The organism is Streptomyces beigongshangae, from assembly GCF_019710745.1.
In the GTDB taxonomy this organism is placed as follows: domain Bacteria; phylum Actinomycetota; class Actinomycetes; order Streptomycetales; family Streptomycetaceae; genus Streptomyces; species Streptomyces beigongshangae.
This window is the reverse complement of record NZ_JAHKJW010000012.1, coordinates 1-21432: the sequence shown is the minus strand read 5'-3', so window position 1 is coordinate 21432 and position 21432 is coordinate 1. Positions and strand designations below refer to the sequence as shown.

The following is a 21432-nucleotide window of genomic DNA, read 5'->3' as shown; positions in this document are numbered from 1 at the left end:
GTTCTACTCTGGTTGATTGCGCATGGTCAACCAAAATCCGATCCGACTCAAAAGAAAAGAAATTCGCAGGACGAAAATTGACGAAAGAGTTCACTCGAAGCGAACGGAAGGAAAACTCAAGTCATCCGGCCGGTCCGGGCGTCGAGTTTCGCGGTTGCGCCGTATCTCCTGGTCAGGAAGGGAGGTGATCCTCACTGGCACGGTCAGGGCGTCGGAACCATCCTGGACAACCCCGTTCCCTGGGCCGGGCCGATGGTCACAGCGGGCCCAGCACCTCCCCCGGTGCGGCCGGCAGGTTGAGGGTCTCCAGCACGGTGAGCAGTTGCCCTTCCTCGTGCCGGAAGTGGTTCTCCATGATCGCTGCGATGCCCTCCAGGTGCTGGTCGAGCTCCTCGGGCGGTGCGGTCCGGTCGATCGCGGCACGGAGGCCCCCGATCAGGTGGGCGATCATCGAGTGATCCTGCTCCAGCGAGCGCAGCACCGGACGCAGCTGCGGATGTGCGGCCGCGATCGCCGGAAACAGGGTGCGGTCCTCGCCCTGGTGGTGGTCGTCGAGAGCCGCGCAGAAACCATGGCAGTACAGCAGGAGTTCACGGGTGGCCGCTTCACCGGGAGTGCCGTCCGCGAGGGAGGCGCGCGTCACCGACAGCGCTTCCCGCAGCCGGCCGTGCACCCGGCGGAGTTCTCGGCTCCAGGCGACGAGCCCGGTCGTCTCGCGCTCCGTCACGCGAGGACGAAGGGTGCGACGCGCACATCGTCGGCCCCCTTCGGTCCGACGCTTCCATGCCTGACATGCCTGACATGCCTGACACGTTCCGCCACCGGCACGCGACGCTTGTCCGGCCCTGCCGTGCCCACCGCCTGTTCCCGGTGCCGGGCGGCCGTCCGGGGCCGCCCCGGGTTCCGGGAGGTCAGCACACCGGCACCCCGGGCACCTGGTTGTCCGGTGAGCTGAGGTAGATGTTGCTCATGTATCCGCCGTACTGGGGCAGATAGGCCCACCAGTCGTTGACGTAGGGCGGCACACTGACCTGCTGGCCGCGCTTCTGGCACTTCACCAGGACCTCCGCGCCGGCGGGCAGGGTGGTGAGCGCGGTCGCCCCGGTCGTCGCCTCGGCGCGGACCCGTATCCCGCTGCCCCAGGTGCCGACCCAGGTGCCCGCCGGACGTGGGGCGCCGGGGACGTTCAGCGAGCGGGTCAGCCGGCCCAGGTCCGTGTATGCCTTGCCGTACGACGTGCCGGCCGGGTGGAGCGTGAGGACCGCCACGACGGAACGGTCTCCGGCGCCCACCACACCGGTCGTGTGCAGTGCCGGACGCGCGAGGTCCACGGCCTCGGCACCCGCCGCCGCCCGCGCACCGGACGCGTCCGCTCCGTCCGCGTCCGCTCCGTCCGCGTTCCGGGCAGCGGTGCCGGCCGTGGCCGTGCAGCCGCCGGAGCTGAAGCCCGACCAGCCCTGCTTGACGGCCCAGGGGCGGTCGAACGAGCCCGCGATGCCGAAGTGCTGGTCGTAGCCGTCGGAGGCGCAGCGGGTGGACTGCCGCAGGTTGCCGAGGACGTAGTCGCGCACGGCGGCGGGAGCGGAGTCCAGCAGGTAGCGGTAGATCTTCACGGTGTCACGCGCCGACAGAGCCGTGTACCCCCAGTAGCCGGGGTGCGTGGACGGCGGCCGGGCCGTGTCCGTCAGGCCGAGCCGCGGAACCATCCGGTCGATGATCGCCCCGGCTCCCTGAGTGGACCAGAAGTGACTGGCCGCGGTGTCGTCGCTGGCGCGCAGCATGGCGTCCACCCGGGCCCGGTCCGCCGCCGTGAGGCCGGCGGGGGTGCGGTTCCACAGCAGGTCCAGGGTGATGAGCAGCTTGACCACGGACGCCGACCGGAACTGCTCGGAGCTGTTGACCTGTTCGGTGAACGTGCCGGTCTGCCGGTCGAAGACGGCGACCCCGGCGGTCACCCCGGCGGGGACCCCGGCCTGGGCCACGGACGGCGACGGCCTCTCCTCGGGTACGACGGCGGTCGCGGTGGTGCCGAGAGCGGCGAACAGCAGGGCCGTCACCGCTGTGCACAGGACGCCCGCCCGCCGGAGCTGCCGTACCCGCCGGAGCCGCCCGGACGGCGGCCGGTCCGTGCCGGCGGCCCGGGCGGGTGGCCGGGGCGCGGTGGGGGTGGACAGGACAGTGCCTGGTTCGGTCATGTCGGCCTCTCACGCGTGTGACGCCCCGGCGTGCACCGGGACGGGCGGAACCTGTGCGCCGCCCGGGATCCGGCCGACGGGGTGCGGTGTTCACCTCACTGTCCGGACGTGATCGTGACCCGCCCCGTATGAGGGCGGACCGGAGGAGAACCACTCGTTCCGGCGCTCATACGACGATGCCGCCGTTCCCGTCCCCCGGAGGGGCGGCTCCCCGCCGCCCCTGCCGACCGCCCCGCTCACTCCGTGGCAGCACCGGCCCGACCGTCGGCCGTCGGCCGTCGGCCGCGCCCCCGCACCCTCGTTCGAGGGTGCGGGGGCGCGGCGTCGTGCGCGGTTGCCCGTGCGGGTGCGGTGGGGCCGGTCAGCACTCACGGACCCCGGGCAGCCAGGCGTCCGCGTGGTCGATGTAGATGTTGGAGATGTAGCCGCCGAGGGCCGGGACGTAGGACCAGGCGTTGTTGCTGTAGCCCTCGGCGTTGACCGTGTCGCCGCGCTTCTGGCACTCCACGTACACCCGGGTCGGTCCGGTGAGGGTGCGCACGACCCGCGCGTCCAGCCGGACGTCGGCGCGGACGTTGACCGAGGTGCCCCAGGTGCTGAAGTTGGTGCCCGGGGTGCCGGAGCCGGGCGAGCACGGCAGGCTCACGCCCCGGTCCGCCAGGTACGGCACCGGGTTGATGCCGCGGCCACCTGCGGCGGTCTGCACCTCGAAGTGCAGGTGGGGGCCGGTGGAGACGCCCCGGTTGCCCATGGTGGCGATCTGCTGTCCGCTGTTCACGCGCTGGCCCGTCGACACCCCGATGGTGTCCATGTGGCCGTACTCGGTCACGTAGCCGTCGTCGTGCTTGATGCGGATCCACAGGCCGTAACCGCTGGCGGTACCGGCGGCGATGACCTGCCCGGCACCGGCCGCGTAGATCGGGGTGCCGGTGGCGTTGGCGATGTCGACGCCGTCGTGGCCGCTCGACGACCACCACTGGGTCACCTGGCCCGCGGCCGGGCAGGAGCCCGTGGAAGCAGCGGGCGCGGCCTGCGCGGAGCCGGCCGCGAGCGGGACCAGCCCCGTCGCGACGACGGCGGCGGCGAGCAGGCCGATGGAACGGGAACGGATGTGCTGGAGAGCGTGCATGACGTGTCTTCCTCCGTGCGATGGTGCGGGACGGGTGTGGAGCGGGTGCGGAACGGATGTGGGTGGGTGCCGGTGCCGGTGTCGGTGCCGGTGGTCAGCAGGTGGGGACGCCGGGCAGCCAGGCCGCGGGGTCGTCGATGAAGATGTTGGAGATCCAGGCGTCGTACCGGGGGAGGTAGGACCAGGCGTCGTTGCTGTAGCCCTCGGCGTGGACCAGCTGCGCGTGGACCTGGCACCGCACGTCGAGCGGGGTGGGGCCCGGCAGACGGGTCACCAGCCGGCTGCCGGTGGCGGGCTCCTCGCGCAGCGCGACGTCCGTGCCCCAGGACATGAACCGTTCGGTGTCCGCGGGCGGCTGTTCGCCGCCACCGCCGGTGATGCGCAGCGCGCCGGCGTACTGGGCGTTGAGTCGTACGTCGCTCACCATCACGGCGGTGCCCGATTCGCGGGCCTCGACCATCTTGCCGCCGCCGAGGTAGACGGCGATGTGGTGGACGCTGGAGAGGTTGGCGGGGTCCGAGCCCCACATCACCAGGTCACCGGGCTGGAGCGGGGCCAGGCCCTGCCCTGGGGTGAAGCGGGCGGTGGCCCCGCTCCACCTCGCCTGGTTCCAGGTGCCCTCGGGCAGCGCGATGCCGGCGCCCTGCCAGGCCGCGTACTGCACCAGGTGCGAGCAGTCGAACCCCTTCACCCGGCTGTCGTGGGCGCCCGGCCCGCCGCCGGGGTAGTCCTGCCCGTACGTCGGTCCGTGGACGGAGCCGCCGCCCCAGGAGTACGGCACGCCGAGCTGCGAACAGGCGGCCTCGACGACGGCCCGCGCCTGGGCGGAGGCGCTCGCCAGGGGGCGGCAGTCGGCGGCGGTGGCGCTGGCGGCGGCGGTGGCAGCAGGTGCCGCCGTGATCGGCCGTGGCGCGTGGGCCGTCGCCGTTCCGGCGCAGCAGATCGAGGCGGCGAGCAGCATTCCCGCCGTCGTCGCCAGTGCGCGGTTCATGCGGCGCATGCGGTGTCCCCCTGGGTTCGGTCGTGGTTCGTACGCTCGTGCCGGCCGGTCCGGCCGGCCGGACCGCGGGCGGGTGTCCCGGACGCCGCCGGCGTGCGGTGCGCGGTCCCGTCGTCCCTCGTGGTGGAGACGGGACCGGAGTACGTCTCGTATGCGTCGACCGCCGCGCGAATCTTGGCGAGACCGCGCATCCGGTTGCGCTGCACGGTTCCGCGGTGGGCACCGAGCCGCTCGCCCGCCAGGTCGTGGCTCAGCCCCTCGATGTCCACGAGGATCACCGCGGCCGCCTCCTTGGGCGACAGACCGCGCAGCAGCGCCGTCGCCACCACGGCGGCCTCCCGCGCCGCGAAACCGCCGTCCCAGCTCTGCTCGGGCATCCGGTCGGTGCAGTGCTCCCGGCGGGAGGGGCGCTGCCAGGAGTCACGCAGCAGGTTCAGCGCGGCCGCGCAGGTGTAGGCGTACGGATGTTCCTGGCGGGCCAGTACCCGGGCGCGGGCCCGGCGGGACAGCCGCAGGTACGTCTCCTGCAGGAGGTCGTCGGCGTCGTGCGGGTTGCCCGTCATGGCCAGCAGCCGGTTGCGCAGCCTCGGCATCGCGGCGGTGAACGCCTCGTCGAACTCGGCGGCGGTCATGTGGTCGACGGTGGCCGCGATCCCGGCCCCGGTCTCGATCCCGGCCCCGGTCTCGGTCTCGGTCGTCGACGACGACGTCATCGCGGCGCAGGTGCTTGTCACGGTTTTCCCCCGGGTTGGTCGGACAGGTCGGAACGGCGGGTGCGGCGGGCAGGGCGAACGGAGTGCGCACGTTGCGCTACGCACTGTTCCGGGTGACGGGACCGTACTCGGCGGCCGGTGCCCGGCTCAGCAGTGCCCAGTACCGGTCGCCGTACGACCAGTGCCACCACTCCGTCGGGTAGTTGACAAAGCCCGCGGCCGTCATCGCCCGGCACAGCAGCCGCCGGTTGGCCCGGGACTCGGCGCTGATGTTGACGGCGGCCGTGCGGCAGCCCCCGTCGCTCTCCTCCGGGGTGGCGTTGACCTCGGTCCCCAGCGGCAGCTCGACGCCCTCCTCGGTGCACAGGGTCAGGTCGACCGCGCCACCGCTGACGTGCGGAGCGACCTCCGGCGGCGAGATGTACGCGCTCGTCAGCTCACGTATCCGGTCCGCGGACGCGTCCGCGTGGGTCCGGCGCATCGTGTCGGCGTAGCTGTCGAAGTACCTGCTCTGCAGCTCCGGAGGGCGGAAGCCCTCCACCATCAGCAGGCGGACGCCGTCGGGCAGCGTGCCCTGGGCGAGCCGGAGCCGGCGCAGTGCGTCCGCCCGGAGGTGCGCGTACGACCCGTCCCCGTCGGCCTGCCGCGGGTCGACCCGCAGCGCGTGGACCTCGCGGGCGTCGACCAGTGGATCGCCGTTCTCGGCGACCGGGGTGGCGGCGACCCGCCGATCCGAAAGAAGGATGATCTCTGTCACGCTCACAGCGTGTGCGCGGGCCCTGCAGAACCGCTGCAAATTCTCTGCAGGGCTGTCTGCAGAGCTGTTTGCGGGGCTGTCTGCAAGCTCCCGGGGAGCTACGCGTTCTCGGCCGCCCCTGCCATCCCGGCCGTCTCGGCCACCCCGGCCGCCTCGGCCGTCCGGACCTCGTCGGTCGTCCGGACCTCGTCGGCCTCACGGCTGCCGAGCGCGCGGAAGATCTTGAGCGCTTCCTCCCGCCGGGCGCGTGCCGCGTCCCGCTCGCCCCGCCCCGCCGCGGCGTCCCCGAGATCGCGCAGCGTCCGGGCGCGCCACAACGGCAGGGCCAGCTCGTCCCACAGCGACAGCGCCGTGTGCAGGTACCCGGCCGCGTCGTCCCAGGCCCCCGCGGCCAGCCGGCACTCCCCCAGCGTCCTGAGCACCAGGGCCTGCCCGAAGCGGTCCTGCCGCTCACGGGTGGTCTCCAGACACCGGTCGAGCCGCTCGCGCGCCTCCGGCAACCGCCCCTGCCGGATGTGGACCTTCGCCAGCGACTGCCCGGCGTACATCGCGCCGAAGGCGTCTCCCGCCTCCTCGAAGAGGTCCAGCGCCCGGCCCAGCAGCCGCTCCGCCTCGGCCAGTTCGCCCCGGGCCCGGTGGCACAGCGCCAGTCCGCGCAGTGCGAGCGCCTCACCGTGCCGGTCGCCCGCCGCCGCGAAGAGCCGGTGCGCCCGGGACAGCTCGCGCCGGGCGTCGTCGTACCCGCCCCGGTCGCGGTGCACGACGCCGATGCCGTAGTGCTGGCATGCCTCGCCCGTGGCATCCCCCAGTTCCCGGTACAGCGGAAGGGCGCGGCCCTCCATCAGTTCCAGGGCCTCGTCGAAGCGGGCCTGCTCACGGCGGGCCGAGCCCATGCCGGCCAGCGCGTCCGCGACGCCCCGGGCCACCCCCGTCCGCTCGAAGAGGACCAGTGCCTCGCCGAAGAAGGCGTGGGCCTCCTCGAAGCGGTCCTGCTGCAGGCGCAGTTCGCCCAGGCCGTGCAGCAGCCACGCCTCCCCCTCGACGTCCCCGGTGCGCCGCACGGCGTCCAGGGCCACGGTGTGCGAGCGGGACCAGGCGTCGAACTGGTTGTACTGGGCCGCCGAACTGGCCACCAGGGCGGCGGCCAGGTCGCGTGCCGTGCGGGACAGCCCGTGGTCCGCGCAGTGCTTGACGGCGGCGAGCAGGCAGGGCTGCTCCGCCGCGAACCAGGCGGAGGGCCGGGCGAGCAGTTCCTCGCGCAGGTGCGGTTCGAGGGGTTCGCCGTCCCGGGCGACGACCTGCAGCCGCGCGGCCTCCCCCGGCCCCCGGGAGGCGGCGACCTCGGCCATCGCCAGCCAGCGGCCGGCCAGTCTCAGCACGGCGGCGTCCCGCTCCTCGGCACTCTCCTCGGACAGACAGCGCTCCCGGGCGTGCTCCCGCGCGAGGTCGTGGATCCGGTAACGGATCCGGCCGGTCCCGTCGGCGCCGGTCACCTCGATGAAGTGGCAGTCCACCAGCCGCTCCACCGACTCCTCCGCCTCGTCGACCGTGATGTCGAGCAGCGGCGCCGCGATCCAGGCGGGGAAGTCGGGCAGGTCCATCAGGGCCAGCCGGCGCAGTGCCCGCCGCTCCTGCTCGTCGAGGTCGGCGTAGCCCAGCCCCAGACTGGCGCGCACCTCCAGGTCACCGGCCTGGAGTTCGTCCAGTCGCCGGCGTTCGTCGCGCAGCCGGGCGGCGAGGCGGGCCGGGGTCCAGTGCGGCCGGGCGGCGAGACGGGCACCGGCGACGCGGACGGCGAGGGGCAGCTGACCGCACAGGGCGACGATCTCGGCGGCGTGGACGGGTTCCGCGTCCGCCCGCCCGCCGCCGGCGACGCGGGCCAGGAGATCCAGTGCCTCCGTCCGGGAGGGGGCGGTCAGCTCCAGGCGGCTCGCGCCCTCCAGGGCGACCAGGCGCCGGCGGCTCGTGATCAGTACGGCCGAGCCGCTGCCCGACGGCAGCAGCGGCCGCAGGTGTGCCTCCCCCACGGCGTTGTCGAGGACGAGGAGGACCTTCCGGTGGGCCATGTGGGTGCGGTAGAGGCCGACGAGGTCGTCCTCGTCGCCGGACAGCTCCTCGGGACCGGCGCCGAGCGCCCGCAGCAGCCGGGCCAGCGCGTCCGCGGTCGGCAGCGGCGCGGAGTCGGATGCCCGCAGGTCCAGGAAGATCTGGCCGTCCGGGAAGCGGGCGGACGCGCGGTGGCCGGCGTGCACGGCGAGCGCGGTCTTGCCCACCCCGGAGCGCCCGGAGATCACCCCGATGGGTGGGGCGGTCCGTGATCCGTCGTTGACGCCGTCCAGCAGGGCCGTGGTCCAGGCGATCTGCTCGGCACGGCCGACGAAGTCGGCCACGTCCGGCGGCAGATGACAGGGCGCGGGCCGACCGGCGCGGTCGACACGGTCAGGGTGAGCGACGCCCGTGCGGTGGCCGGGATGACCGGGTTGACCGGGTTGACCGGGTTGATCGGGGTGGCCGGCTTCCCGCCACGGACGTTCCGCGCCATGGACGGGTACCGGCGGCCGGCCGGGGATGTCCCCGTTCCGGGGCGGCTCCGCCGAACCGGTTCCGCCGCCGACCGGGACCGGAGCCGAAGTCGTGACCGGGGCAGAGGTCGAGGTCGGGGTCGGAGGCGGGGTCGCGGCCGGGACCGGGCCCTGGCCCGTGACCGGGGCCGTGACCGGGGCCGTGACCGGGCCGGACGAAACCGCTCCCAGCACGTCGGTGTCCGCGCGCAACAGCGCCTGGTGCAGGGCCCGCAGCCCCGGACCGGGGTCGATCCCCAGTTCCGCCCTGAACAGTTCGCGTCCCTCCTCGTAGACCCGCAGCCCGTCCGGCACCCGCCCGGTCCGGAACAGCGCGGTCATGAGCTGCCCGCGCGGCCGTTCGCGCAGCGGGGCGGCGGCCACGTGCGCGAGGAGCTCGGACACCAGCTCCGCCCGGCAGCCGAGGGCCAGTTCGGCGGCGAACCGCTCCTCCTGCGCCGTCAGCCGGAGTTCCGCCAGCCGCGCCGCCTCCACCCGGGCGAAGGACTGCCCGACCCCTTCCAGCGCCTCCCGTCCGCCCCACAGCGCCATCGCGTCGCGCAGCACTTCGGCGGCCTCGGCGGCCCGGCCCCGGGAGGTCAGGCGCCGGCCCAGGGCCAGTGCCTCCTCGAAGCGGCGGGCGTCGACCCGGGACGGCGGAAGGTCGACGAGGTAGCCGGGGGAACGGGTGCGGACCACCTCCGCCGCACCGGACGCGGCCAGCGCGCGGCGCAGTCCGGACACGTGCGAGGCGACCAGCGCCCGTGCGGTGGCCGGGGGACGCTCCTCCCAGACCAGGTCCACCAGGCGGTCCACGGAGATCACTTCGCCCAGGTGGACGACCAGCGCGGCCAGTATCGCCGTCGGTTTGGCACCGTTCAGCGGGACTCTCCGGCCCTCGTCCCGCACTTCGACAGGCCCCAGAAGGCGCACGTCCATCGCCGTCCCCCGATTCGCGTCCCCGGTCGTGGTGACGGACCCTACCGGCGGGAAGTTCCCGGGCACGCCTGGGAAAGGATCACCGTCCCGCTGTGTGGTGATCCCCTGACGTCGAAGAATGACCGGAAAACGCGTGCGCTGTGGCCGGTTCCCCCTCCTCTCCGGCCCCCGGCGTGATCGAGGGCCGCCCGGCAGACGGATGCGCCGGCCGGCCCGTATGAGCGTTCGCGCGTACGAATTCCATTGCCTTTCCCCGCCCTTCCCCTCTCCCCGCCCTCCCCCGCCTCTTCCCGCCTCTTCCCGCCTCTTCCCGCCTCTTCCCGCCGCGGAACTCATACGCCGCGGCCGGACGGCCCGTCACTCTCCCGACCGCGCCCACCGGCCGGGACCACCAGGCACGTACCGGAGGAAACCCATGTCCCAGCGAACCAGTCCCCTGCGTCGTACGGCCGTCGCGGCGGCAGCCGTGTGCGGCGCCGCGACGTCCCTCCTCGGCGCCACGCCCGCGCAGGCCGCGAGCAGCACCACCCAGGTCTACGTGTGGGCGACCGACGTCAACATCCGCACCTGCGCGTCCCTCTCCTGCCCGACCTACGGCGACAGGATCAAGGTCAGCACGATGAACGTGGACGCGTACTGCCAGCGCAGGGGCGACACCGTGGTCGACGGCCCCTACGCCAACGACTGGTGGGTCCAGATGAACGCCGGCGGCCCGCGCGGCTGGATCAGCGCGGTCTACATCAGCACGGGCGACAACTGGGGGCCCGTCCCCGGTGTCTCGCAGAACTTCCAGGACTGCGCCCACTGAGACCGCGCCCACCGACCCGGGACCGGACCACCGAGGAGACCTCCATGAAACTACGGAATTCGATCAGTGCTCTGCTGACCACCGGGATCGCCGCCGTCATGACGGCGGCGGGGCCCACGGCACTCGCCGCGCGGGCGGAGACGCCGGTGTACGTCTGGGCGAGCGACGTCAACGTCCGGCACGACCCGGCCGACGCCGACTGCTGGTTCCACCCGTCCCGCTCCTGCCCCGTCGTCACGACCGTCTCCCGCGTGACGGTGGGTGCGATCTGCCAGCTGGCGGGCGAGACCGTCCACGACAGCGGATACAGCAACCGGTGGTGGTCGTACGTACGGACGCCCGGCGGTCACCTGGGGTGGATCAACAACATCTACCTCCAGGGCGGCGAGAAGATGACCGGCGTGCCGGAATGCTCGTACTGAGAAGGCGGGCGTGCGGCCCGGTGCGTCCCCGGCGCACCGGGCCGCGTGTGTCCGTGTGTGTGCGTGTGCGTGTGCGTGTGTGACGGAAACACCCCCTCCCCTCCCCACCCCACACGTCCCGCCCACCACTTAGACTGGAAGCTTCGCCGGTGCCACGTGCCGCCCTGGGGGGAGGGAGCGGGCCTTGTCCCGACAGCAGTTGAGGCGGGGGCCGTCGAGGTCCGATCCCGAGCCGCACGTACCGCACGGGCCACGGCCCGCGCGTCTTGTGCGCTGGCTGGGCGGGTTCGGCTCCGTGGCCGCCGGTTACGCGGTGTTCCAGTCCCTCGTGGGTGTCCTGCCGGACAACATCGGCGGCCAGTCCGCGCGGTACGCCATCGCCGTGGTGAGCGGGTTCGGGACGGTCGTCGCGGTCTGGCTCTCGGCCGCGCTGCTGCGGGCCAGGCAGGAGGGCGGCCCGCCCGTCCCGGCGGGGCAGCCGACGGCGCCCGGCGCCGCGGCCGCGGGGCCCGGCCCCCTGCCCGACCTCTTCTCCGGCGCGTACCGCACCCTCGCCGAGCAGATCTGCGTCGTCGACGACCCCGTGCGCGGGCGGCTCACCGGCTGGTCGCACTCCCTCGGGGAGAGCGGCCCCGGCCGGCCCACCTCCGTGGGCACCGCGTACGGCCTGCACATCATGCTCGACCTCGGAATGCCGGAGGGGCGGATCGGCGCGGGCGACCTGGTGGACACGCTGTGGCGGCTGCGCCTGCCGGACGGCGGCTGGTCGGCGCGCTCGCAGGGCTCCCAGGCCCGCCCGGAGGTGACCGCCCACGTGCTGGGCGCGCTCGCCCGGGCGGGGGCGTCGCGGGAGCGGCTCGCCGCGGAGGTGGCGCTGTGCGAGGCCGGATTCACCGCGGAACTCGACCGTACGGGGCGCGAGTTGACGCACGTCGTGACGACCGTGCTGCGCGGTCTGCTGCGCGCCGCCCCCGACTCGGCCGCGCTGCCGCTGCTGCGCGACCACCTCGTCGAGGGCGCGGTCACCGACCCACGCCGCCGGTACCACCGCTGCTGGGGGTACCGGCTCGCGCCGCTCCACGGCCCGCCGTCCGCGCTGCACACCGCCCAGGCGGTGGTGGCGCTCGACCGCGCGGCCCGCGTCCTGGGCGGCGAGAGCGGCAACGCGCGCGCGGCCCGCGAGGACGGTGTGCGCTGGCTGCTGGCCTGCCCGGACGCCCCGCACGACAGCTGCCTCGACCTGTCCAACCTCCGCGAGGAGATACGCAGGCCCCGTACCGACGACCCGTCCCGCCACGAGGTCCTGAACGTCCGCCACTTCACGGCCTCCTGGCTCGTCCGCGCCCTCCTCACCCCCGGCGCCCGCGACATCGCGCGCGAGGACGGCGTCGAGGACGAGTGGCGCGAGCTGCTGGACGGCGCGGCGAGCGCCGTGTGGGCCGGGCAGACGGACGGCATATGGACCTGGATGCGCGACGACACCAGTGAGCTGCGCCGTCCCGTGTGGATGACCTACCAGGGTCTTTCGGCGCTGCGGGCGCATGCCGTATGGATGTACCGACCACCGGTCGACCGCCCTCCGGCCGATCGACCGAACGGCTGAGCCGGGAGGAACGTGCATGGGTGGCCGACAGGTCCTGGCGACGCGGCGGTTGCTGGCCGACACACTGGACGGCGGGCTGCCCGAGCACGAGCGGCTCCCGGCGGCCCGCTCGGTCGTCGCCGAACTGGGGTCCGCCGGCCGCCTGCTGGAACTGGTCGCCGAACTGGCGTCCGGCGAGGGGGATCCGGACGGGTGCGCCCGGCTCTCGTACCGCCACGTCCTCGGTTTCGACAAGCTGCTGCTCGTCGACGGCGGCCCGCACCACATGCTGCGCGCCCATCTGTGGCATCCCGGGCGGGGCGCGATCGGCAAGGAGGACATCCACAACCACCGCTCCCCCCTCGCCTCCTGTGTCGTACGGGGACGGCTCGCGATGGAGCTGTACGCGCCCCGTGGTGACGGCGGGATCGAGGCGGACCGCTACCAGGAGTCCCTGGCGGACGGTTCGGCCGACTGGCTGCTGGAGCCGGCGGGCCCGGCCCGGCTGCAGCTCACCCAGGTCGCGGAGTACGCGGCGGGCAGCACCTACGCCCTGCCCGCGCACACCCTGCACCGGGCGTGGTGCGACACGGCGGAGCCGACGGTGACGCTCTTCCTGGAGACGGGCGGCGGCCGGCGCCGGCACACCGACGTGTTCACGGCGGCGGGGCCCCACCCGGGGGCCGTACCGAAGGTGCCGCTGGAGACGGCGGACTACCTGGGCGAACTGCACGCGCTGGCGGAGCTGCTCAGGGGTTCGTGAGGGCCTGTCCCTCCTCCGGGGGCGTGGCGGCGGGGAGGCCCAGCCGGTCGCGGACGGTGGTGAGGGTCGTTCCCAGCGGGAGCGCGACCCGGGTGCGGGCGTACTGGTCGCCCCGGGTCACGTCGCGGTTGACGATCAGTACCGGTTTCCCGGCCTGGGCAGCCTGGCGGACGAACCGCAGCCCGGACATCACCGTGAGGGAGGAGCCGAGGACCAGCAGCGAGGACGCCTCACGGACCAGCGTGCGGCAGTGCTCCACCCGTTGCGGCGGGACGGCCTCGCCGAAGAACACCACGTCCGGTTTGAGGATGCCGTCGCAGACCGCGCAGGGCACCACGCGGAAGTCGCCGACCTGTTCGTCGGTGAGGTCGGCGTCGCCGTCCGGGTTCATCGCGGCGGTCACCGGCCGGAAGTCCGCGTTGGCCTCCGCCAGCCGCCGGGCGAGTTCGCGGCGGGTGCTGACGGCACCGCAGGAGAGGCAGACGACCCGTCCCAGGTTGCCGTGGAGTTCCACCACGCCGTCGCTGCCGGCGGCCTGGTGCAGGCCGTCGACGTTCTGGGTGATCACCCCCGAGAGCAGGCCGTGCCGTTCGAACGCGGCCACCGCCCGGTGCCCGGTGTTGGGGCGGGCCCGGCCGAAGGTGCGCCAGCCCAGGTGGCTGCGCGCCCAGTACCGGCGCCGGTGCCGGGCGTCGGCGGTGAAGTCCTGGTAGGTCATCGGGGTGTGCCGGCTCAGGCTCCCGCCCTCGCCCCGGTAGTCGGGGATGCCCGACTCCGTGGAGAGGCCCGCCCCGCTCAGCACCAGCACACCGCCGGCGCTCAGCGCGTCGACGACCGGTCCCGGGTCCGTGGTGCCCGCGGGCAGGTCTTCGGCGGGGGTCCAGCTCAGGGTGGGGCGGGTGCGCATGCCGCCAGGGTACGACTCGTGCGGCTCATGGGCCGCACGGCGCGGAGCGCGCCTCTCACAGGGCGCTGAGGTCGAACGACGGGGCGAGGGCCTGGCGGTCGAGGGCCTGGCGCACGATGTCCAGGTTGTACGCGTCGATGTCGACGGTGTGCAGTTCGTCCGGGCTCAGCCAGCGGTGGGCCTGGTCCGGCTCGGGGAGGGTGATCTGTGAGGAAAGCGGCCTGACCAGGAAGTTCTCCTGCCAGTTCTTGATCTCCTGCCCGCGGTACTCGCTCACGAAGGACGATTCGCCGACCTTCCGGACGACCTCGCCGAGCAGCCCGGTCTCCTCCTTGAGTTCCCGCAGCACGCCGTCCTCGGGACGCTCGCCGGGCTCCAGCTTCCCGCAGGGCACGCCCCACACCCGGGGCAGGAACCGCTCGGTCTCACTGCGGCGCACCAGGAGGAGCAGGCCCTTGCGCATCACGACGGCCGCGGCCAGTCGCTTGTTACCGGGGATGTCCATGATTCCTGGGTCCTCACCGGTCGGAGTCCACAGAGTCTTATACCCACCAAAGCGCCAACGCTACCAGGGTGCCTCCGCCGGCGGGACCGGTCGGAGCCGACGGACAGACCGGTGGCGGCCACCTCCTCCGGGCCGACCGTGCCGATCGCCGCGGAGCAGGCACCTGGGGCGCCCCGGTTCCGGTCGGGACGCCCCAGGCGCGTCCAGCTCACCTCACCAGGCGCTCCGGCACCAGGCCCCGGACGAGAAGTTCGCCTTTCCCGTGCCGGCCCTCATGCCGACCTGGTCCACTGCTGGTTGGTGGCCCCGTTGCAGGCGTACGTGATCACCGCGGCCGAGTCCGCCGTGGACGCGCCGTTCACGTCCAGGCACTCGCCGGTCGCACGGGACGTGATGGTCACGTAGGAGCCGGTGGTGGTGAGCGACCACTGCTGGGCGGTGGCCGAGGCGTTGCAGTTCTCCTGCGTCACGGTGGCGGCGTTCTCCCGCACACACAGGGAACTGCCCCGAGCCACCAGCTGGTAGTAGCCGCCGACCGGCTTGAACCAGTACTTCTGGTTGGTGCCGCCGTTGCAGGCGTACTGCTTGATCTGGGCGCCCGCCCACAGCGACTGGCCGGTGACGTCGGCGCACCTGGAGGAATGGCGGGCGACCAGCGAGTGGTACGTGGCGCTCGTCCCGGAGACGGTCCCGGCGGCCGTGTCGACGGTGACCTCCGGCGACCAGGACATGGACATCGTGGTCGAGGTCGGGAAGGCCAGCGGCAGCCAGACGTAGCGGGAGTCGTTCACCGTGCCGCCGAAGGAGTTGCCCCAGCGGTCGCCCAGGTAGAGGTAGGAGGTGCCCGAGCTCCCCTGCACGGGCAGGACGAAGGCGGTCTGCGAGCCGTACGCCGTGGAGTCGCCCACGTTCTTCATCGCCGTCCAGGGACCCGCGGGGGACGTCGCCGTGGCGTACTGCTGCTGGTTGGGGTTCCAGCCGGTCGCCCCGGACGTCAGCATGAAGTAGACGCCGCCCCGCTTGAAGAGTGCCGGGGCCTCGCGGTGGCCGCCGTGCCAGGGGTCCGCGACCAGGGCGGCGACCCCGGTGTAGTCGGCCGTCAGCCGGTAGATGTGCAGGTCGTAGTTCTCGCGGGCGGCCGAGACCATGTACCCGGCGCCGTCCGTGTCGGTGAACACCGTGATGTCGCGGGACATGTGCGTGCCCAGCGGCCGGAAGCTGCCCTGCCAGGTGTAGGCGCCGTCGACGGTGCCGGACACGGCCACCGCCGCGCGGGCCTCCCCGTAGTCGACGCCGTTCTCCTTGTGCATCCACATCACGAACCTGCCGGTGGACGCGTTGTACATGACCTTGGGCCGCTCGATGTTGGCGGTCGCCAGCTCCGGGTGGCTCGCCTCGGTCAGGACCTGGTTGCGGAACTCCCAGTTCTTCAGGTCGGTGGAACGGTAGACGTCCACGGAGTGGAAGGTGTTGTCGGGGTTCCGGTTCTCGCCGAACCAGTAGTAGTACGAGCCGACCTTGAGGACCCCGCCGCCGTGGGCGTGCACCGGACCGCCGCCGGCAGCGGTGAACTGCGTGCCGTTGGCGATGGTCTGGGGCGCCGCCTGGACCGGTCCGGCGGCGACGAGCGCGCCCGCCAGGGCCAGGCAGAGGGCGAGGAGTAACGCGTACGCACGTCTCATCTCGGGCACGCTCCTTCGGGGGACACAAAAACCAACAGAATTGTTCGGCATTTCGCACAGCATCTGTCATTGCGAACGCCGAAAAGGTAAGGGCGTGTTACAGGGAGGTCAACGGGTCGGGGGCGAATCGGTGCGCGGGCCGGTCCGCGCACCGGTCCGCACCGGGGAGTGCGCCGAGGAGTGGCGCCGGGGTGCTTCGGGAAGTGTCGCCGGGGCGCTTCGGTTAGCGTCGTCGCATGACCGGCAACCGTCCTGGCCCCTTCCCTCCGTACGCCTCCGGAGACGCCCCCCGCTCCCTCGGAGAAGCCCTCGCCGCCGGCCCGGTCGTCCTGGACGGCGGCCTGTCCAACCAGCTCCGGGCGGCCGGGCACGACCTGAGCGACGAACTGTGGTCGGCGCGGCTGCTCCTGGAGCGGCCGGAGGCGATCACCGAGGCGCACCTCGCCTACTTCCGGGCCGGCGCGAACGTGGTGATCACCTCCAGCTACCAGGCGACCTTCGAGGGCTTCGCCCGGCGCGGCGTCCCGAGGGCACGCGCGGCCGAACTCCTCGGGACGAGCGTCGCACTGGCGCGGGAGGCGGCCCGGCGGGCCGGGGCGGAGGGCGTCCGCGGACCGCTGTGGGTGGCGGCGTCGGTGGGCCCGTACGGGGCGATGCTCGCGGACGGCTCCGAGTACCGGGGCCGGTACGGGCTGGACGTGGCCGGGCTGGAGCGCTTCCACCGCCCCCGGATGGAGGTGCTGGCCGCGGCGGGGCCCGACGTCCTGGCCCTGGAGACCGTGCCGGACACCGACGAGGCGCGGGCACTGCTGGCAGCGGTGCGCGGGCTGGGCGTACCGGCGTGGCTGTCGTACAGCGTCGCCGGCGGCCGCACGCGGGCCGGTCAGCCGCTGGAGGACGCCTTCGCGGTGGCCGCCGACGCGGACGAGGTGATCGCGGTCGGGGTGAACTGCTGCGCGCCGCAGGACGTGGAGGCGGCGGTGGCGACCGCCGCGCGCGTCACCGGCAAGCCGGTGGTCGTCTATCCGAACAGCGGCGAGACCTGGGACGCGGGGGCGCGTGCCTGGAGCGGCCGCGCCACGTTCGCCCCCGGCCAGGTCACCGCCTGGGAGAGGGCGGGAGCACGGCTGATCGGAGGGTGCTGCCGGGTGGGGCCGGAGGTGATCGCAGAGATCGCGGGGACCGTGGGAACCACGGGGACGACCAGGAGTGCGGGAACGGCCAGGAGTGCGGGAACGCCGAGGACCGCCGGGGCGCCGAGGACCGCGGAAACGCCGGAGACGGCAGAGACGCCGAAGACCGCGGAGACCGCGCGGCGCCGCGAGGCGCGGTAGCGCTCCGCGGCCTCCCGGTCCCCCGGCTCCCTCCGCCGGTCCTCCGCCGGCCCGTCCCCGGAGGGACCGGGCGCAGCCGGTCCGCTCGCGGCGGGACGGACGGCGACACGGCCGGGGAAGCACGGCGCGACCTGCTGTCCCCGGCGGCTCCCCGGCCGGAGAATGACCGTTCGACTCTCGCCCACAGGCGACCCGTGCGAAGGAGAAGAGCAATGAAGCACATCACACTGCGCGACCTGGACGTCGCCCGGATCGGTCTCGGCGCGATGGGGATGTCCCACGGCTACACCGGCGCCGGGACCGACGACGCCGAGTCCGTCCGTACCGTCCACCGCGCCCTGGAGCTGGGCGTCACCTTCATCGACACCGCCGAGGTCTACGGCCCCTACGTCAACGAGGAACTCGTCGGCCGCGCCCTCAGGGGCCGCCGGGACCAGGTCGTGCTGGCCACCAAGTTCGGCCTGATCTCCCACACCGGCCGCGAAGGGGCCACGGACAGCAGCCCGGCCAACGTCCGGGCCGCCGTCGAGGGTTCGCTCAAGCGCCTGGGCACCGACCGCATCGACCTGTACTACCAGCACCGCGTCGACCCCGGTACCCCGATCGAGGAGACCGTCGGCGTCCTGTCGGAGCTGGTCACCGAGGGCAAGATCAGGCACATCGGCCTCTCCGAGGCCGGGCCCGACACCATCCGCCGCGCCCATGCCGTCCACCCGGTCACCGCCGTCCAGTCGGAGTACTCGCTGTTCACCCGCGACCCCGAGGCCCGCGTCCTGCCGGTGCTGCGCGAGCTGAACATCGGCTTCGTCCCCTTCTCACCCCTCGGCCGCGGTTTCCTGACCGGGACGATCCGCTCCACCGACCAGTTCGGTCCCACCGACTTCCGCACCGGCAACCCCCGCTTCGCCGAGGAGAACTTCCGGCACAACCTCCGGCTGGCCGACGAGGTCGCCGCCGTCGCCGCGCAGGTCGACGCCACTCCCGCACAGGTCGCCCTCGCCTGGCTGCTGGCGCAGGGCGACGACATCGCGCCCATCCCGGGCACCCGGCGGGTGGCCCGCGTCGAGGAGAACGTCGCCGCCGACGCCGTCCGGCTGAGCGACGAACAGCTCGCGCAGCTGACCGGCCTGCCCCCGGCGGCCGGGGACACCCACAACGAGGCGCAGATGCGCATGATGGAGCGCTGAGCGGCTCCCTCGGCAGATCGCAGACCGTACGCCGCATGCCGCACGCCGCACGTTCCGGATCCGTGCGATTCCGCCCGGTACCCGCTCTTCCACGGCGAGTTCGCACGGCCTTACTGTAGGAAGCGCTTTCTACCCGAAACTTTCGCGGGCCCTCGGGACGGGGCCGGAGAGGTGGGCTTCCATGGTGCGTACCGGGAGCGCGGCGGGGCCGACCCTCGCGGTCGTCGCCCGCGAGGCGGGGGTGTCCGTGCCCACCGCCTCGAAGGTGGTCAACGGCCGCGAGGACGTGGCACCGGAGACCCGCCGCCGGGTCACGGAGGCGCTCGACCGGCTCGGCTACGTACGCAGGCCACGGTTCGACACGGTGAGGCCGCCCGGCCTGGTCGACCTCGTCGTGCACTCGCTGGACAGCTCCTGGTCGGGCGCCGTCCTGCACGGGGCGGAGGAGGCGGCGCACGACGCGGGCCTGGAGGTCGTGGTCTCGGCGGGCCTGTCCCGGACCCGCGGCGGCCGCCCGGTGCGTGACTGGCTGGACAAGCTCTCCGCCCGCGGCTCCTCCGGGGTGCTGTTCCACCTCGCCGAGCCGACCCCGTCCCAGTACGCCTGGCTGGACCAGCACCGCATCCCGTTCGTACTCATCGACCCGGTGCTCGAACCGCCGCCCGGGGTCGTCTCGGTCGGCGCCGCCAACTGGCACGGCGGGGTGACCGCCACCGAGCACCTGCTCTCGCTCGGCCACGAGCGCATCGCCGTCGTCGCGGGCCACCGCCGCAGGATGTGCAGCAACGCGCGTCTCGCCGGCTACCGGTCCGCGCTGGCGGCGGCCGGGCTGCGCCATCGCACCGAGTACGTGCGGTACGGCGGCTTCGACGAGGTCTCCGCGCACCGCGGGATGCTGGAGCTGCTCGATCTGCCGGAGCCGCCCACGGCCGTCTTCGTCTGCTCCGACCGGATGGCGCTCGGTGCGTACCGTGCGCTGGCCGGGCGGGGGGTGTCCGTGCCGGACGACGTCAGTGTGGTCGGCTTCGACGACCTGCCCGGGGCGCACTGGGCCTCGCCTCCCCTGACGACCGTCCGCCAGCCCCTGGCGGAGATGGCCGCCACGGCGACACGCCTGCTGGTGCGGATGATGGCCGGGGAGCGGCCCGAGGGGATCCGGACGGAGCTGTCCACGCGCCTGGTCGTGCGGTCCAGCACCGCGGCGCGTCGAGCCGGGCGGTGACCGGGGTCGAGCCGGGCGGTGACCGGGCGCGCGGTCAGAGGGCGGCCGCCCAGGTGATGCCGCCCAGCAGGTGCCCGCGGAAGTCCGGGTCCTCGTACGCCTCCGGCGCGTGGCCCAGCGCCGTGTAGAAGACCCGGCCCCCGCCCTGTGCGCGGCACCAGGCGAGCGGGTGGTCCGCCCCCATCCCGCCGCCCTCGTACGAGGATTCGTCGGCCGAGACCAGCACGCGTACCGAACCCCGCGGGTTCGCCCGGAAGTCGTACCACTCGTCCGTGAACTCCCAGACCGCGGGCAGGTGGTGCGTGGCGGGATGGCCGCGGTCCTCCACCACCGCCCGGCCCGGCTGGTGGTCGGGGTGGCGGGCGAAACGGGCGCCGAGCATCTCTCCGTAGTAGGGCCAGCCGTACTCCGTGCAGGCGGCCGCGTGCACCCCGGCGAAGCCGCCGCCCGCATCGATGTACGCGGCCAGGTGCTCCCGGCCCGCGGGGGTCAGGACGTCGCCGCTGGTGGAGAGGAAGACGACGGCCGCGTACGGGTCGAGGGGGGCCTCGAAGACGCCGGGGTCCTCCGTCGCGTGGACGGTGAAGCCGTGCGCGGCCCCGAGGGACCGTACGGCGGCGATGCCGTACGGGATGGACGCGTGGCGGTAGTCCGTGGTGCGGGTGTGGACGAGGACGCGGGGTGCGGGGCGCTGTGCTGCCATGAGGTCCGACCCTATGGCGCGGGCGGGGGCCGGGGCGGCGACGGCATCCGAAACTTTCGCCCGGCCGCCCGGCAGCTGAGGGTTTCCACCGCGTACGGACGTCCGATTCGTTCAAGACCCGCGTTCCGCACCGTCCCTACGGTGGTCCCATGACTTCACGAACGGCTGCGCGAACGACTCCGCGCTTCGATCTCATCGGTCTCGTCGTCTCCGACATGGCCGCCTCCCTCGCCTTCTACCGCCGTCTCGGGCTCGTGTTCCCCGAGGGGGCCGGGAGCGCGCCGCACGTCGAGGCGGAGCTGCCCGGCGGTCTGCGGCTCGCGCTCGACACCGAGGACACCGTCCGCTCGTTCCACCCGGGGTGGCGGCCGCCGGTGGGCGGGGGGCGGATCGGGCTGGCCTTCCTGTGCGACGGTCCGGCGGACGTGGACGCCCTGTACGGGGAGCTGACGGCCTCGGGATACGGGGCGGAACTCGAGCCGTTCGACGCGCCCTGGGGCATGCGGTACGCGGTCGTCCACGACCCCGACGGCAACGGCGTCGACCTCTTCGCCCACCTCGACACCGCGTGACGCCCGCACCGTGCGACACCCGCCCGCACCGTGTGACACCCGCGCCGTGTGAAGGCGCGGATCGTGGTGGGTTGCCCGCGTGGCTCCCCGCGCCCCTCACGGGAGCACGTCAACGGCGGAGCAGCGCCCCCAGTGGTGACCCCGTCAGGGCCCGTACCTCCCGGGTCAGGTGGGCCTGGTCCGCGTAGCCCGTTGCCGCGGCGGTCTTCGCCGCGGGCGTCCCGGCTCGCGCCAGCGACAACGCCCGTTGCAGCCTCAGGACGCGGGCCAGGGTCTTGGGTCCGTACCCGAACGCCGCCAGCGCCCGCCGGTGCAGCTGCCGTTCGCTCCAGCCCACCGCGTCGGCCGTCGAGGCGACGGTCCGGCCCGCGGCGAGGGCCGTGACGACGGCCGCCAGCCGCCGGTCGGGCGGCGTGGCGCCGGCGGCCCGCCGCAGGGCCACCGCTTCGAG

20 protein-coding genes are annotated in these 21432 nt (G+C 73.7%); 8 read left to right on the top strand and 12 right to left on the bottom strand.

Annotation, left to right across the window (positions count from 1 at the left end):
- Positions 1-256: 256 nt before the first annotated feature.
- From KM933_RS11660 to KM933_RS11630, 7 genes are all read right to left on the bottom strand, one after another.
- Positions 257-727, bottom strand: a complete 471-nt coding sequence (locus tag KM933_RS11660) for a hemerythrin domain-containing protein (RefSeq protein ID WP_308013351.1) — start codon at positions 725-727, stop codon at positions 257-259.
- Positions 728-911: 184 nt separating this feature from the next.
- Positions 912-2195 (bottom strand): serine hydrolase, encoded by a 1284-nt coding sequence (locus KM933_RS11655; RefSeq protein WP_260333400.1) that lies wholly within the window; start codon positions 2193-2195, stop codon positions 912-914.
- Between the two features lie 361 nt (positions 2196-2556).
- Positions 2557-3324 carry a M23 family metallopeptidase gene (locus tag KM933_RS11650; protein ID WP_221351016.1) on the bottom strand — a complete coding sequence of 256 codons (768 nt, stop codon included), beginning with the start codon at positions 3322-3324 and terminating at the stop codon, positions 2557-2559.
- 94 nt (positions 3325-3418) lie between these two features.
- A complete protein-coding gene (locus tag KM933_RS11645; RefSeq protein ID WP_221351013.1) occupies positions 3419-4324 on the bottom strand; it encodes a C40 family peptidase in 906 nt (301 codons plus the stop codon).
- Positions 4312-5058, bottom strand: coding sequence for an RNA polymerase sigma factor (locus KM933_RS11640; protein WP_308013350.1), 747 nt, complete (start codon positions 5056-5058; stop codon positions 4312-4314). The genes KM933_RS11645 and KM933_RS11640 overlap by 13 nt, the downstream gene beginning before the upstream one ends.
- A gap of 76 nt (positions 5059-5134) precedes the next feature.
- Positions 5135-5794, bottom strand: a complete 660-nt coding sequence (locus KM933_RS11635; RefSeq protein ID WP_221351011.1) for a M15 family metallopeptidase — start codon at positions 5792-5794, stop codon at positions 5135-5137.
- A gap of 98 nt (positions 5795-5892) precedes the next feature.
- On the bottom strand, positions 5893-9294 hold the full coding sequence (locus KM933_RS11630; RefSeq protein WP_221351009.1) for an AfsR/SARP family transcriptional regulator: 3402 nt from the start codon (positions 9292-9294) through the stop codon (positions 5893-5895).
- A gap of 415 nt (positions 9295-9709) precedes the next feature.
- Between KM933_RS11630 and KM933_RS11625 the strand changes: the two genes are divergently transcribed.
- The 4 genes from KM933_RS11625 (at position 9710) to KM933_RS11610 (ending at position 12869) form a co-directional block, all read left to right on the top strand.
- The gene (locus KM933_RS11625; RefSeq protein ID WP_221351007.1) at positions 9710-10102 is read left to right on the top strand and encodes a peptidase M23; all 393 of its coding nucleotides are present in this window, start codon (positions 9710-9712) and stop codon (positions 10100-10102) included.
- Positions 10103-10146: 44 nt separating this feature from the next.
- Complete coding sequence (locus KM933_RS11620) at positions 10147-10524, top strand: peptidase M23 (RefSeq protein WP_221351006.1); 378 nt, start codon at positions 10147-10149, stop codon at positions 10522-10524.
- A 184-nt stretch (positions 10525-10708) separates the two neighbouring features.
- Positions 10709-12127: a prenyltransferase/squalene oxidase repeat-containing protein gene (locus KM933_RS40245; protein ID WP_308013349.1), complete on the top strand. Its 1419-nt coding sequence runs from the start codon at positions 10709-10711 to the stop codon at positions 12125-12127.
- Positions 12128-12143: 16 nt separating this feature from the next.
- Positions 12144-12869 carry a hypothetical protein gene (locus tag KM933_RS11610; RefSeq protein WP_221351004.1) on the top strand — a complete coding sequence of 242 codons (726 nt, stop codon included), beginning with the start codon at positions 12144-12146 and terminating at the stop codon, positions 12867-12869.
- Here the strand turns inward: KM933_RS11610 and KM933_RS11605 are convergent.
- The 3 genes from KM933_RS11605 to KM933_RS11595 all read right to left on the bottom strand — a co-directional run bounded on the left by KM933_RS11605 (position 12856) and on the right by KM933_RS11595 (position 15963).
- Positions 12856-13776, bottom strand: a complete 921-nt coding sequence (locus KM933_RS11605; protein WP_221351002.1) for an NAD-dependent protein deacetylase — start codon at positions 13774-13776, stop codon at positions 12856-12858. The genes KM933_RS11610 and KM933_RS11605 overlap by 14 nt on opposite strands.
- Before the next feature lie 55 nt (positions 13777-13831).
- The gene (locus KM933_RS11600) at positions 13832-14281 is read right to left on the bottom strand and encodes an NUDIX hydrolase (RefSeq protein ID WP_221351000.1); all 450 of its coding nucleotides are present in this window, start codon (positions 14279-14281) and stop codon (positions 13832-13834) included.
- Positions 14282-14553: 272 nt separating this feature from the next.
- Positions 14554-15963, bottom strand: a complete 1410-nt coding sequence (locus KM933_RS11595) for an RICIN domain-containing protein (RefSeq protein WP_221350998.1) — start codon at positions 15961-15963, stop codon at positions 14554-14556.
- Positions 15964-16199: 236 nt separating this feature from the next.
- Here KM933_RS11595 and mmuM point away from each other — a divergent pair, with 236 nt between their 5' ends.
- The 3 genes from mmuM (at position 16200) to KM933_RS11580 (ending at position 19706) form a co-directional block, all read left to right on the top strand.
- The gene (gene mmuM / locus KM933_RS11590) at positions 16200-17297 is read left to right on the top strand and encodes a homocysteine S-methyltransferase (RefSeq protein WP_221350997.1); all 1098 of its coding nucleotides are present in this window, start codon (positions 16200-16202) and stop codon (positions 17295-17297) included.
- A gap of 212 nt (positions 17298-17509) precedes the next feature.
- Positions 17510-18484, top strand: coding sequence for an aldo/keto reductase (locus KM933_RS11585; RefSeq protein ID WP_221350996.1), 975 nt, complete (start codon positions 17510-17512; stop codon positions 18482-18484).
- A 181-nt stretch (positions 18485-18665) separates the two neighbouring features.
- Complete coding sequence (locus KM933_RS11580; RefSeq protein WP_221350995.1) at positions 18666-19706, top strand: LacI family DNA-binding transcriptional regulator; 1041 nt, start codon at positions 18666-18668, stop codon at positions 19704-19706.
- 34 nt (positions 19707-19740) lie between these two features.
- On the opposite strand, the gene KM933_RS11575 is transcribed toward KM933_RS11580, so the two are convergent.
- Positions 19741-20409 (bottom strand): ThuA domain-containing protein, encoded by a 669-nt coding sequence (locus KM933_RS11575; protein WP_221350994.1) that lies wholly within the window; start codon positions 20407-20409, stop codon positions 19741-19743.
- A gap of 149 nt (positions 20410-20558) precedes the next feature.
- Here KM933_RS11575 and KM933_RS11570 point away from each other — a divergent pair, with 149 nt between their 5' ends.
- Positions 20559-20981 carry a VOC family protein gene (locus KM933_RS11570; protein WP_221350993.1) on the top strand — a complete coding sequence of 141 codons (423 nt, stop codon included), beginning with the start codon at positions 20559-20561 and terminating at the stop codon, positions 20979-20981.
- 109 nt (positions 20982-21090) lie between these two features.
- Here the strand turns inward: KM933_RS11570 and KM933_RS11565 are convergent.
- Positions 21091-21432, bottom strand: a 342-nt coding sequence (locus KM933_RS11565; RefSeq protein WP_221350992.1) for a helix-turn-helix domain-containing protein, incomplete at its 5' end; no start/stop codon positions are given.

Excerpts from the sequence above, each read along its gene's own strand:
- KM933_RS11570 (WP_221350993.1), top strand. The coding sequence starts at position 20,559 with ATGACTTCACGAACGGCTGCGCGAACGACTCCGCGCTTCGATCTCATC.
- KM933_RS11645 (WP_221351013.1), bottom strand. The coding sequence starts at position 4,324 with ATGCGCCGCATGAACCGCGCACTGGCGACGACGGCGGGAATGCTGCTC.
- KM933_RS11605 (WP_221351002.1), bottom strand. The coding sequence starts at position 13,776 with ATGCGCACCCGCCCCACCCTGAGCTGGACCCCCGCCGAAGACCTGCCC.
- KM933_RS11655 (WP_260333400.1), bottom strand. The coding sequence starts at position 2,195 with ATGACCGAACCAGGCACTGTCCTGTCCACCCCCACCGCGCCCCGGCCA.
- KM933_RS11620 (WP_221351006.1), top strand. The coding sequence starts at position 10,147 with ATGAAACTACGGAATTCGATCAGTGCTCTGCTGACCACCGGGATCGCC.
- KM933_RS11630 (WP_221351009.1), bottom strand. The coding sequence starts at position 9,294 with ATGGACGTGCGCCTTCTGGGGCCTGTCGAAGTGCGGGACGAGGGCCGG.
- KM933_RS11625 (WP_221351007.1), top strand. The coding sequence starts at position 9,710 with ATGTCCCAGCGAACCAGTCCCCTGCGTCGTACGGCCGTCGCGGCGGCA.
- KM933_RS11600 (WP_221351000.1), bottom strand. The coding sequence starts at position 14,281 with ATGGACATCCCCGGTAACAAGCGACTGGCCGCGGCCGTCGTGATGCGC.
- KM933_RS11580 (WP_221350995.1), top strand. The coding sequence starts at position 18,666 with ATGGTGCGTACCGGGAGCGCGGCGGGGCCGACCCTCGCGGTCGTCGCC.
- mmuM (WP_221350997.1), top strand. The coding sequence starts at position 16,200 with ATGACCGGCAACCGTCCTGGCCCCTTCCCTCCGTACGCCTCCGGAGAC.
- KM933_RS11575 (WP_221350994.1), bottom strand. The coding sequence starts at position 20,409 with ATGGCAGCACAGCGCCCCGCACCCCGCGTCCTCGTCCACACCCGCACC.
- KM933_RS11585 (WP_221350996.1), top strand. The coding sequence starts at position 17,510 with ATGAAGCACATCACACTGCGCGACCTGGACGTCGCCCGGATCGGTCTC.
- KM933_RS11650 (WP_221351016.1), bottom strand. The coding sequence starts at position 3,324 with ATGCACGCTCTCCAGCACATCCGTTCCCGTTCCATCGGCCTGCTCGCC.
- KM933_RS11610 (WP_221351004.1), top strand. The coding sequence starts at position 12,144 with ATGGGTGGCCGACAGGTCCTGGCGACGCGGCGGTTGCTGGCCGACACA.
- KM933_RS11595 (WP_221350998.1), bottom strand. The coding sequence starts at position 15,963 with ATGAGACGTGCGTACGCGTTACTCCTCGCCCTCTGCCTGGCCCTGGCG.